Raw genomic sequence first — 12,494 nt, 5'->3', positions numbered from 1 at the left:
TAACAATGATATAAGCAAATATAAATATTTATTCGACAAAAGTTAACTTTTTACCGATAAATTGCTAATTAAATCAATTATTCTACTAGAATACCCTGTCTCATTATCGTACCAACCAATAATTTTTACCATGTTTCCAATGGTTGAAGTCATTTGAGAATCAAATATGCAGGAATGTGTATTTCCTACAATATCGATAGATACAATTGGATCTTCGGTATATTCCAAAATGCCTTTGTATTTATTTTGCGAAGCTTTTTTAAATGCATCATTAATCTGCTCGATGGTTACATTTTTCTCCACATTTAAAGTGATGTCTGTAAGCGAGCCATTCGCCACAGGAACTCTAATACCGCAACCGCCAATTACATTTGCTAATTCTGGAAATATTTTTGTAAGTGCCTTTGCTGCTCCAGTTGTTGTTGGTACAATGGACTGTCCAGCAGCTCTTGCACGACGTAGATCTCTATGTGGTTGATCGTGTAAACTTTGATCTGTGGTGTAGGAATGGACTGTGGTAATATATGCTTGTTTAATACCGCACAGCTCTTGCATGATAGCAAGCATTGGTGCCGCATTGTTTGTGGTACAAGATGCGTTAGATATTATTTTTTCAGTGCCATCTAAAATAGCTTCATTAACACCTAAAACTACTGTTTTTATGTCATCTTCTATAGGAGGAACACTTAAAATAACGCGTTTTGCACCGTTTTTAATATGCAGGTTTAGCGCTTCTGTGGTTTTAAACTTTCCTGTTGCTTCAATAACAAAATCGATATCATAAGGTTTCCAATTAATATCTTCTAGCTTTTGCTTATTTAATAAAGGAATATTTTTATTGTTTACTATAATGTGATTTTCATTACAAGAAATGTCTTCGTTAAAAATGCCATGAATACTATCATACTTTAAAAGATGGCTTAATGTTCTTGCGTCTGCTAAATCATTTATAGCAACGACTTGTATGTTTGGATTGTTTTGAAGTAGTCTAAAAACGCGTCTACCAATTCTTCCAAATCCATTTATTGCAACATGAATCATTAATTAATATGTTTTTGAGCTTTGTAAGAGGAACGTACTAAAGCGCTACTTTCTACATGACGAAAACCAAGACCTAAACCAATTTCTCTATATTCTTCAAATTGATCTGGAGTAATAAATTGCTTTACAGGTAAGTGTTTTTTACTCGGTTGTAAATATTGGCCAATAGTTACTACATCTACATCATTCGCTCTTAAATCGTGTAATGTTTCTATAACTTCTTCTCGCATTTCGCCTAGACCTAACATGATGCCAGACTTTGTTCTTCTTTGTCCTTGTTGTTTTAAGTATTTTAAAACCCCCAAACTTCGATCGTATTTTGCTTGAATACGTACTTCGCGAGTTAAGCGTCTTACGGTTTCAATATTATGAGAAACTACTTCTGGAGCAACATCTATAATTCTGTCAATATGTAATTCTACACCTTGAAAATCTGGAATTAGTGTTTCTAGTGTCGTTTCCGGATTCATTCTGCGAACCGCTTTAACCGTTTCATTCCACATAATGCTTCCCATGTCTTTTAAGTCATCACGATCTACGCTAGTTAAAACCGCATGCTTAATTTTCATGATTTTAATAGAGCGTGCTACTTTTTCAGGTTCATCCCAATCTACCGTTTCTGGTCTTCCGGTTTTTACACCACAAAAACCACAAGAACGTGTACAAACGTTACCAAGAATCATAAAAGTTGCGGTACCTTCTCCCCAGCATTCTCCCATGTTCGGACAGCTTCCTGATGCGCAAATAGTATTCAGTTTGTATTTGTCTACTAAACCACGAAGTTCGGTGTACTTTTTACCTGTTGGTAACTTTACACGAAGCCATTTTGGTTTTGCTACTCGTTCCGGAATTATGTTTGAAGCAGTATCTGTATTCATTTAGTTTGTTATTTCTAAGTACAAAGATACAAAGTATTCTATTAAAAATGCCTTTATCAAATAGTGAGATACCATAAATTAAAGCCAACTAGGAGTGTGGTTATTTTTTCTGAATAATTTCTGCTAAAAGTTTTTTAGCACGTAAGAGTTTTACCTTAACGTTGTTAATAGGTTCGTTTAATTGGGTGGAGATTTCTTTATAACTTAACTCTTGAAAGTAGCGTAGATTAATCACCTCTTGATAATGCGGTTTTAATTTTTTGATATCCCGAAGTAGTTTGGCTAAGTTTTGTTCGGTAATAAGTTTGTCTTCTGCTGAAGGGGTTTCGTCTAAAATTTGAAACAAAGAATTTTCATCGTCTTTAGACATATCTGCAGAAATAGAACGTTTTTCTTTTCGCAATAAATCGATATGAATGTTTTTAGAAATGGTAATCAGCCAAGTCTTAAACTTATATTCGGTGTTGTACGTCTCTATTTTGTCAAAAGCTCTAGAAAAGGTTTGAATGGTAACGTCTTCGGCATCGTTTTCATTTTGAATACGTTTTAACTGAAAACCATATACGTCATCCCAAAAGGTGTTTAGTAAAAAATTAAATGCCTTTTGTTCGTTTTTTTTTGCTCTTTGTATAGCTTCTTCTATTTCCAATATTTAGGTTTTGCAATAAGATTGGTTATAAATATAGTTAATTGCATTCCAATTAAAAAAATCTCTAAAAAAGGAAGAAAAATAATAAGGTCTTTTTCGTCTAATTTATTGGAGGTTTTACCAAATATTATATAAAAAATAAGTAATCTTAAAAGGAATAAAGGCAAAACTATTTGCCATGAATATGTTGTGATAAGTAGTGTAATTGCTAAAGTCCAAAATAAAAATTGTGAAATATAGAAAAGTACAAGCAAGGTTTTGTGTATTGCTTTATAATGTTTTGCGGTAGAAACGTGTCTTCTTTTTTGTAAAAGCCAGTCTTTAAAAGTTGTTTTCGGATTAGAAATAGTAAAACTTTCTTTTGTAAAACAAATGCTTGTATTTTTATTAGTGGCTACTTGATTAATGAATAAATCATCATCGCCAGAACGGACTTGCATGTGGTTTATAAAACCATTTGCATTAAAGAATGCTTCTTTTTTATACGCTAAATTTCTACCAACTCCCATAAATGGTATTCCTGATTTGGCATAAGAGAAATACTGTAAAGCGGTTAGCAGTGTTTCAAATCGGATTATTTTATTTAAAAAGGAGTTTTTAATTTTTGCATAAGCACCATAACCTAAAACAATACTTTTTGTTTGGTTAAAATGTGCGCTCATTTCTTGTAACCAGTATTTAGAATTTGGTTTGCAATCTGCATCTGTAAAAAGTAAGTATTCATTTTTGGATGCTTTTATACCAAGAGTTAATGCGTACTTTTTGTTTCCAAAAAACGCTTCGGTTGGAAGTACATTAACAATTTTAATGTTGTTATGCTTTGTGGCAAATTCCTCCATGATTTCTAGTGTGTCATCATGAGAGTTATCGTTAATTAAAACAACTTCAAAATCTGGATATTCTTGATTTAATATATACGGAAGGAATTTCTTTAAATTATCGGCTTCATTTTTAGCACAAATAAGAATAGAAACAGCAATGTTTTTTTGTGTTTCATGCTTGGGATGTAAAAAAGCAAACTTTGAAAATAAGAAAAGGTAATATATAACTTGAATAGTTACTACGGCTATAAATGCGTAGAAGGCAATATTCAGTAAAATCATGTACTTTAAGAATGTTGTGGTTCGCTACAGTCTTGGTATTGCTCAGGAGTTTTTCCGCAAAAGCCGCAAGATTCTCCTTCTTTATTTAACATTGGGTTTTGGCTAGCACAAGTACCAGCAAATTTTCCGTCTTTTTTTGCCCAAATTTTTATAGCTATTCCAGCGATTGCTAAACCTAAAAGTACTAATGTAATTGCTAGTAATTTCATGTGTGTATTGATCTTAATAATTTCTACAAAGATACTACTTTTTGGGAAATGGGTGTACTAAAAAGCCTCGCTTTTTAAAACGAGGCTTCTAAATATGTATCGTGGAAAGTATTTTACTTTTTTAAGCTAATTTCTGCTACAGATTTTTCAACAGAAGCATTTTCATTACCTCCTTTTGGTTCAATAGTAATATTTAAACCTAAAGCATTTTCTGTGTAAGGTAAAGGTATAAGTTGGCTGTCTGTTTCGTTTAAGATACCTAAACTTACCATTTTGTCTTGTACTTCTGCCCAAATTTGGTAACACTGCTCTTCTGGTAATTGTGGTAAAGAAACCACATCTATCATAGAGGTTTTATCTATTGGGTTTATATATGCAACCGTTTTTAAATTTTTAGCTCTAGCGTTTCCTTTTATTATATATTTTTGTGTCTCTGGATTATTAAGTTGCTTAAATTGTTGCATGATATCACTTAACATTAGGTTGTTTTGATCAATGTCGCTACGTAGATCAAAAATTTCATCTGCTATTACTTGGTTTTCACGTTTTAGGTCTTGATTGTTTATGTAAAACATAAATGTAGAACCCGCAAAAACTAATGCAGTTATACTTGCAGCTATACTAAATTTATACCAAGTTTTTTGTTTGGTAACCGTTTGTAGTGCAATTACTGGTTTCTCGTCAAGCGCCGAAAGTATATTGTTTAATATATGCTCTGGTGCTTCAATGGCATTACTTTTAGCAACAATCTCTAGATGCTGTTGCATGGTATTGAATGCCTCTTTAACTTCAGGATATTTAGCAATGTAAGCTTCTACCTTTACATTTTCTTCTGTAGTGGTATTGCCTACTAAATATTTGTCTAATAGATCTGAATTTAAAAATGAAATTACTTTATCATTCATTGCTTTTCAATTCTGGATCGTAAATCTTTTTTAATTCACGTAATCCAATTTTTAGTCTTGATTTAATTGTACCAAGCGGAATATTTAATTCGTCGCTTGCTTCTTGTTGTGTCATACCCTCAAAAAAGAGCGCATTAATTACTATTTGATATTTTACATCTATTGTTTTTAAATGTGTTTGAATATCAATAACGTCTTGATTTAAGCTATTGCCTGTTAATTTATATACGTTGGAATTCTCTATTTGGATTTCTTTACTTTGTTTATTCGACACAGAGCGTATTTTATCGATTGCGGTATTGTATGCAATTCGATATAGCCATGTAAAAAGTTTTGCTTTTTTAGCATCATAGGTTTTTGCTTTTTTCCAAACCTTTATAAAAGTTTCCTGTAATACATCTTGCGCTAAGTCGGGATCTGTGATTACTTTAGAAATAACTCCAAATAACGTATCTGAGTAGTTCTCGTACAACAAAGTAATGGCTTTTTTGTCGCCTTGTTTTAGTAAGTTAACTATTTGTTGTTCTATTGGAGTACTCAAAAGATGTTTTGTTTAGTGTTTTTCTAAGTTATAGAATATCAAAGTTATAGATTTATTTTAAGATTAAATAATATTTACTTCTGCTTCTATGTAAATATTAAAGATACGCATTATTGTTTCTTGTATGATTTTTGAAAGATTTAAAATTTCGGAACCCTTTGCATTATCATAATTGACCAAAACTAATGCCTGCTTTTGGTGCACACCATAGTTACCAAAACGCTTTCCTTTAAATCCTGCTTTTTCAATAAGCCAACCTGCAGGAATTTTAATAGAAGTACTAGAAACGGGGTAGTTTGGAATCTCTGGGAAATTTTGTTTTAATTTCTCAAAATCTTGTAAAGAAATCACTGGGTTTTTAAAAAAGCTTCCACTATTTCCAATTTCTTTTGGGTTTGGTAATTTACTTTCGCGAATGGTAATAACAGCTTTGGAAACCTCTTGAATAGTTGGTTTCTCTACTTTCATTATTTCTAATTGCGAAGCGATTGCTCCATAATTAGTACGTAGGATATGTTTGTCTTTGGTTAATTTAAAAAGAACACTTGTTATAATGTATTTCCCTTTTAATGCTTGTTTAAAAATAGAATTTCGATATTCAAAATTACAGGCTTCGTTAGTAAATGTTTTAGTTTCTTGTGTTGCAATTTCTAAGGCTTCGCAAGAAACAAAAGCATCTTTTAATTCCACGCCGTAAGCACCAATGTTTTGAATTGGAGCTGTACCAACATTACCAGGAATTAAGGATAGGTTTTCTAATCCGCCAAAATCATTTTGCAAACACCAAAGTACAAAGTTATGCCAGTTTTCACCGGCTTGCGCTTTTACTAAAACAGAGGAGTCGTCTTGCGAAACAATTTCAATTCCTTTTAAATGTATATGCATAACTAATGCTTCCACATCTTTAGTGAGTAGCATATTGCTTCCGCCACCAAGAATAAACCTTTTAGGATATTCTGACAGTTGAAGCACTTCTTTTAACTCTTCTATAGTATTAATGGAAACAAAGTGATTTGCTTTAGCATCGATACCAAAAGTGTTATATTTTTTTAGAGATATGTTATGTTGTATTTGCACTAGTCTTTATACACTTTAAGTGCTTCTTTAATAATATGTACCGCCTTAATTAGACTTTCTTTTTTAAGAACGTAAGCGATACGTATTTGGTTTAAACCAACGCCTGGCGTAGAGTAAAATCCGCCAGCAGGAGCTACCATAACCGTTTCTCCATTTAAGTCAAAATCTTCTAAAAGCCATTGCGCAAAAGCATCACTATTTTTTATTGGTAATTGAGCAATACAGTAAAACGCACCTTTTGGGGTTGCTACTTGTACGCCTTCTATTTTTTGTAATTCGCTTATTAAAACATTACGTCTTTCTACGTATTCTTCAATAACATCATCAAAATAACTTTGAGGTGTGTCTAAAGCTGCTTCACTTGCAATTTGTGCTAAGGTTGGCGGACTTAATCTTGCTTGTGCAAATTTTAAAGCAGTTTGAATGACTTCTTTGTTTTTAGATACTAAACAACCTATTCTTGCACCACACATACTATATCTTTTAGATACAGAATCAATCATGATTGCATTTTCTTCTAATCCTTCTTCTTGCATGATGGAATAATGTGTGTTTCCATCATAGGCAAATTCTCTATATACTTCGTCTGCAATTAAAAATAAGTCATGCTTTTTTACTATTGCTGCAAGTTTTTTAATTTCTTCTTTAGAATATAAGTAACCTGTTGGGTTTCCTGGATTACAAATAAGAATTGCTTTGGTTCTTGGTGTAATAAGTTTTTCGAATTCTTCAATTGGAGGCAAAGCAAAATTGTCTTCAATCTTAGAAATTACAGGAACCACTTTTACTCCAGAAGAAGTAGAAAAACCATTATAGTTTGCATAAAAAGGTTCCGGGATAATAATTTCATCATCTACATCCATAATGCTTCCAAAAGCAAAAAGCAATGCTTCACTTCCTCCAGTAGTTACAATGATGTCCTCATGGCTAACTTGAATATCATTTTTTGCATAGTAATTTGCTATTTTTTTCCTGTATTGCTCAGAACCTTCCGATCTAGAATACGCTAATACTTCTAAAGAAATAGATTTTACAGCATCTAATGCTATTTGTGGTGTTTTTATATCTGGTTGGCCAATGTTTAAATAGTATATGGATTTTCCATTTTTTGCAGCTTCTTCAGCAAATGGAACTAATTTTCTAATAGGCGATTGTGGCATTAATTGCCCTTTTTTTGAAATAGCTGGCATTTTATAAGTATTTGAGATACAAAGTTGCGAAAATTATATCAAAGTTTTTTTAAAAAGCAATACAAAATACGGATTTAAGAAGAAAGATTTGTAAATTGATAGAGATCGTGTTTTGTATTACTTATGAAAAAAATAGTTTTTACTTTCTTGTTTGTTTTTAGTCTACCTTTTCTGGGTTTTTCTCAAGACACTTTTGTGATTCAAAATAAAAAGAAAAGTGATAAAATAAAGTTTAAATTAATTAATAATTTAATCATAGTTCCTGTGAAAATTAATGGCGTAGAACTCTCTTTTATTTTAGATACAGGAGTGAGTAAGCCCATTTTGTTTAACATATTTAATGTTAATGAAACTTTGAAAATTAATAATTCTGAAAAAATTGTAATACGTGGTTTAGGAGAAGGAGAGCCTGTGGAAGCATTACGATCTAGAAATAATATAATAGAAATTGGAGATGCGATAAGTATTAATGAAGATTTGTATGTGGTATATAATTCTAAATTAAATTTTGCACCAAAGTTAGGGTTTCCAATCCATGGTATTATAGGATATGATTTTTTTAAAGACTTTGTCGTTGATATTAATTATTCTTCAAAAACGATTAAAATTTTTGAAAATGAAGTGTATCGCTATTCCGATTGTAAAAACTGTGAATCTATCCCTTTAAATTTTCATAATAAGAAACCTTATATACATGCCAATGTTACTATTGATGATAAAGAAATTCCTGTGAAACTTTTAATAGATTCTGGCGGAAGTGATTCGCTATGGTTATTTGAAGATGTTTCTTTAGGGATTCATGCTAATGAAGCACATTTTGTTGATTTTTTAGGCCATGGATTAAACGGAAGTGTTTATGGGAAGAGAGCTAAGGTAGATGCATTTAGAATTGGAAGTTTTACGCTAGAAAATGCCAATGTAGCCTTTCCGGATTCGACTTCTATTTCCTTTGCTAAGAATCATAAAGATAGAAATGGAAGTCTTGCAGGTAATATTTTAAAACGATTCCATGTTGTTTTTGATTATGAAAGGTCTATGCTTCAGTTAAAAAAGAGCAAGTATTTTAAAGACCCTTTTAGCTATAATAAAAGTGGTATTGAGTTGGAGCAAAATGGAATTAGGCTAATAAGAGAAAGAAGTTTTGGAGGCTTAAAAAGAACAAAAACAGATGATATTAATGGTGTAAATAGCACTTCAGGAATAAAATTCACGTATAATAATGATTATAAGTTATCTGTTAAACCTTCCTATACTATAGTAGAACTTAGAAAAGATTCTCCTGCAGAAAGAGTAGGGTTAAAGGTTGGAGATATCATATTGAAGATAAATGGTAAAGAAACGGCAGATTTTAGCCTACAAAATATCACGCAGTATTTTTACGAAAAAGATGGAAAAACTATCAAGCTACAAGTAAATAGGCTAGGTAAAGAATTCGATTTTGAATTTGAATTAGAAGATATGTTTTAATAAAATAAAGGTTGTCTACTTATTAGTAAACAACCTTTTAAGTTTGTGTTATTATAGAAAGTTATTTTTCCATTACACTTTTTTCTCTTTTTTCAAGAACGCTTGTTTTGCTTGGATCAATAACTTCTCCTTTAATTTTTAATGCTACAGTTGGTGTTTCTGCATTAGAAAGAACCGTAATAGTTTTTCTAATAGGCATTACACGCTTAGTGTCATACTTTACTTTTATTTCACCCGTATCTCCAGGCATAATTGGTCCCTTAGGACTAGATGGTACTGTACAACCACAACTAGAAGATACTTTAGATATAATAAGTGGAGCATCTCCAGTATTAGTAAATTCAAAAGTTCTAATACCATCGGCACCTTTTTCTATAGTACCATAATCTACTGTCGTTTCTTTAAATTCAATTTTTGCTTGAGCAGTCATTGAAAAACTAAATATTCCGATAAATAAAATTGTAAGTATTTGTTTCATCATTTTTTAATTTAAATTATTTTTATTTTAAAACACATTTAATTGATTATCAATTACTTGTGTTGTTTTTGTTTTTAATTATATTGTAAATCTACTTACTTTTCAGTCATTCTACAAAAATAATGGATGTAATGCGTAAATCTTAACATAAACTTTAGGCTTAAAGGTACATTAAACCCCATTAATATTTTTCAAAATATAAATTATAAGTACTTTTGCATAATATTATTCAAAAACTATTCCAAAGTATGAACATTCCATCAAAATATGATGCAAATAGTGTAGAAAGTAAGTGGTACAGCTACTGGACAGAACATAATTATTTTCATTCCACACCAGACGAAAGAGAACCATATACCATTGTAATTCCGCCACCAAATGTAACTGGAGTTTTACACATGGGACACATGCTTAACAATACTATACAAGATGTTCTTATACGTCGTGCGCGTTTGTTAGGTAAAAATGCATGTTGGGTTCCTGGAACAGATCACGCATCTATTGCTACAGAAGCAAAAGTTGTAGCTAAATTAAAGGAACAAGGAATAGATAAAAACGATTTAACAAGAGAAGAGTTTTTAGCACACGCCTGGGAATGGACCGAAGAATATGGAGGAGTAATATTAGAGCAACTTAAAAAATTAGGGTGTTCTTGTGATTGGGACAGAACTAAATTTACAATGGATGATGATATGTCTGAATCTGTAATTAAGGTTTTTGTGGATTTACATGAAAAAGGATTGATTTATAGAGGTTACCGAATGGTAAACTGGGATCCGGAAGCAAAAACTACCTTGTCTGATGAAGAAGTAATTCATGAAGAACGTCAAGGAAACCTATATTATATAAATTATAAGGTGGAAGGAAGCGACGATACTTTAACGATCGCAACTACACGTCCGGAAACTATTTTTGGGGATACCGCAATTTGTATTAATCCAGAAGACGAACGTTTTGCACACTTACGTGGAAAAAAAGCAATCGTACCAATTTGTAATCGTGTAATCCCAATTATTGAAGATGCATATGTAGATATAGAATTTGGAACTGGTTGCTTAAAAGTAACTCCAGCGCATGATGAAAATGATAAAAATCTTGGGGATAAGCACAATTTAGAAGTTATCGATATTTTTCATGAAGATGCGACTTTAAATAGTTTCGGATTGCAATTTGAAGGTCAAGATCGTTTTGTGGCTAGAAAATCAGTATCTAAAGAATTAGAAGAAATAGGTGCTTTAGTGAAGACTGAAACACATATGAATAAAGTAGGAACTTCAGAAAGAACCAAAGCTGTTATTGAACCAAGATTAAGTGACCAATGGTTCTTAAAAATGGAAGAGTTGGCAAAACCGGCTATTGAAGCTGTTTTAGGTGAAGATCCTGAGATTAAATTATTTCCGAAGAAATTCGAAAATACCTATCGCCACTGGATGGAGAATATTCGCGATTGGAATATCTCTCGTCAATTACTTTGGGGACAACAAATTCCTGCGTATTTCTATGGCGACGGAAAAGAAGATTTTGTAGTTGCAGAAACTATCGAATTAGCAGTTGAGAAGGCGCAAAAAGTAACAGGGAAAGCAGATTTAAAAGCTTCCGATTTAAAACAAGATACAGATGCTTTAGACACATGGTTTAGTTCATGGTTATGGCCAATGTCTGTTTTTGACGGAATAAGAAATCCGGAAAACGAAGACATAAAATATTACTATCCTACTAATGATTTAGTAACTGGGCCAGATATTTTATTCTTTTGGGTAGCACGTATGATTGTTGCAGGTTATGAGTATAAGAACGAAAGACCTTTTCAAAATGTGTACTTAACTGGTTTGGTTCGCGATAAGCAACGTCGTAAAATGAGTAAATCTTTAGGGAACTCACCAGACGCTTTAAAATTAATTGAAGAATATAGTGCAGATGGTGTTCGTGTTGGAATGCTATTTAGTAGTGCAGCAGGAAATGACCTAATGTTTGACGAAGCCCTTTGTCAACAAGGAAAAGCCTTTGGGAACAAAGTATGGAATGCATTTAATCTTACCAATATTTGGGAGGTTAGCGATACTATAGAACAACCAAACTCGAGTAAAATAGCTTTAGATTGGTACGAAGCAAAGTTTCAAACAGCCTTAGTAGAAATTGAAGACCATTTTAGTAAATACCGTTTAAGCGATGCTTTAATGTCTATTTATAAATTGATTTATGATGATTTCTGCGGGTGGTTATTAGAGATTGTAAAACCAGCATACCAACAGCCAATTGATGCGGTTACTTATAATAAAGTAATGGCTGCTTTTGAGGATAACTTAAAAATATTACATCCATTTATGCCTTTCTTAACGGAAGATATCTGGCAATATATTGCAGAACGTACGCCAGAAGAAGCATTAATCATTGCAAAATGGCCAGAATCTAAACCAGTGAACAAGGAGATTATTTCTCAGTTTGAATTTGCTTCGGAAGTGATTTCGGGAATACGAACCGTTAGAAAAGAAAAGAACATTGCGTTTAAAGATGCTATTGGTTTTTCGGTAATTAATAATGAAAATTCGGATACTACATTTGATGAAGTTATTGCAAAACTAGGAAACTTAGAAGCTATAGAATATGTAAAAGAACCTGTAGAAGGAGCGCTTACGTTTCGAGTAAAATCTAACGAGTATTTTATACCAATGGATGGCGCTATAGATATTGAAGCAGAAATTAAAAAGTTAACCGAAGAATTAGGGTATACCGAAGGTTTCCTTAAATCGGTACAAAAGAAACTTTCTAACGAACGTTTTGTTGCAGGAGCCCCAGAACAAGTTATTGCTAACGAACGTAAAAAAGAAGCAGATGCTTTGGCTAAGATTGAAACTCTAAAAGCTAGTTTGGCTAGTTTGAAGTAAACGCTTAGAACATATATGAAATAAAAAAGCCTTTCCAGATTTGGAAAGGCTTTTTTATTAGAAATAAATGC

The 12,494-nt window shown here is 32.1% G+C and carries 12 protein-coding genes; 2 read left to right on the top strand and 10 right to left on the bottom strand.

From position 1 onward, the window contains the following. Positions 1-42: 42 nt before the first annotated feature. The 9 genes from gap to FG167_RS02180 all read right to left on the bottom strand — a co-directional run bounded on the left by gap (position 43) and on the right by FG167_RS02180 (position 7,593). Positions 43-1,041 carry a type I glyceraldehyde-3-phosphate dehydrogenase gene (gap, locus tag FG167_RS02220; protein WP_203459840.1) on the bottom strand — a complete coding sequence of 333 codons (999 nt, stop codon included), beginning with the start codon at positions 1,039-1,041 and terminating at the stop codon, positions 43-45. Then, positions 1,041-1,919, bottom strand: coding sequence for a lipoyl synthase (gene lipA, locus FG167_RS02215; RefSeq protein ID WP_203459839.1), 879 nt, complete (start codon positions 1,917-1,919; stop codon positions 1,041-1,043). Before lipA ends, gap begins: the two co-directional genes overlap by 1 nt. 100 nt (positions 1,920-2,019) lie before the next feature. Continuing rightward, positions 2,020-2,568: an RNA polymerase sigma factor gene (locus FG167_RS02210; protein ID WP_203459838.1), complete on the bottom strand. Its 549-nt coding sequence runs from the start codon at positions 2,566-2,568 to the stop codon at positions 2,020-2,022. Continuing rightward, a complete protein-coding gene (locus FG167_RS02205) occupies positions 2,559-3,671 on the bottom strand; it encodes a glycosyltransferase (protein WP_203459837.1) in 1,113 nt (370 codons plus the stop codon). The genes FG167_RS02210 and FG167_RS02205 overlap by 10 nt, the downstream gene beginning before the upstream one ends. Positions 3,672-3,676: 5 nt before the next feature. Continuing rightward, complete coding sequence (locus FG167_RS02200; protein WP_055442936.1) at positions 3,677-3,880, bottom strand: hypothetical protein; 204 nt, start codon at positions 3,878-3,880, stop codon at positions 3,677-3,679. A gap of 113 nt (positions 3,881-3,993) precedes the next feature. Further along, complete coding sequence (locus FG167_RS02195) at positions 3,994-4,785, bottom strand: anti-sigma factor (protein WP_203459836.1); 792 nt, start codon at positions 4,783-4,785, stop codon at positions 3,994-3,996. Next, positions 4,778-5,326 carry an RNA polymerase sigma factor gene (locus FG167_RS02190; RefSeq protein ID WP_203459835.1) on the bottom strand — a complete coding sequence of 183 codons (549 nt, stop codon included), beginning with the start codon at positions 5,324-5,326 and terminating at the stop codon, positions 4,778-4,780. Before FG167_RS02190 ends, FG167_RS02195 begins: the two co-directional genes overlap by 8 nt. 63 nt (positions 5,327-5,389) lie before the next feature. Further along, the gene (gene murB / locus FG167_RS02185; protein WP_203459834.1) at positions 5,390-6,403 is read right to left on the bottom strand and encodes a UDP-N-acetylmuramate dehydrogenase; all 1,014 of its coding nucleotides are present in this window, start codon (positions 6,401-6,403) and stop codon (positions 5,390-5,392) included. Then, a complete protein-coding gene (locus FG167_RS02180) occupies positions 6,403-7,593 on the bottom strand; it encodes a pyridoxal phosphate-dependent aminotransferase (RefSeq protein WP_203459833.1) in 1,191 nt (396 codons plus the stop codon). Before FG167_RS02180 ends, murB begins: the two co-directional genes overlap by 1 nt. 123 nt (positions 7,594-7,716) lie before the next feature. Here FG167_RS02180 and FG167_RS02175 point away from each other — a divergent pair, with 123 nt between their 5' ends. Further along, on the top strand, positions 7,717-9,060 hold the full coding sequence (locus FG167_RS02175; protein ID WP_203459832.1) for an aspartyl protease family protein: 1,344 nt from the start codon (positions 7,717-7,719) through the stop codon (positions 9,058-9,060). 61 nt (positions 9,061-9,121) lie between these two features. On the opposite strand, the gene FG167_RS02170 is transcribed toward FG167_RS02175, so the two are convergent. Continuing rightward, positions 9,122-9,538, bottom strand: coding sequence for a DUF1573 domain-containing protein (locus tag FG167_RS02170; RefSeq protein WP_203461030.1), 417 nt, complete (start codon positions 9,536-9,538; stop codon positions 9,122-9,124). Positions 9,539-9,786: 248 nt separating this feature from the next. Between FG167_RS02170 and FG167_RS02165 the strand changes: the two genes are divergently transcribed. Beyond that, positions 9,787-12,423, top strand: coding sequence for a valine--tRNA ligase (locus FG167_RS02165; protein ID WP_203459831.1), 2,637 nt, complete (start codon positions 9,787-9,789; stop codon positions 12,421-12,423). Positions 12,424-12,494: the final 71 nt, after the last annotated feature.

The organism is Lacinutrix sp. WUR7 (genome assembly GCF_016864015.1).
Lineage (GTDB): Bacteria > Bacteroidota > Bacteroidia > Flavobacteriales > Flavobacteriaceae > Oceanihabitans.
The sequence above is the reverse complement of the archived record's forward strand: the minus strand, read 5'-3'. Positions and strand labels throughout refer to the sequence as shown.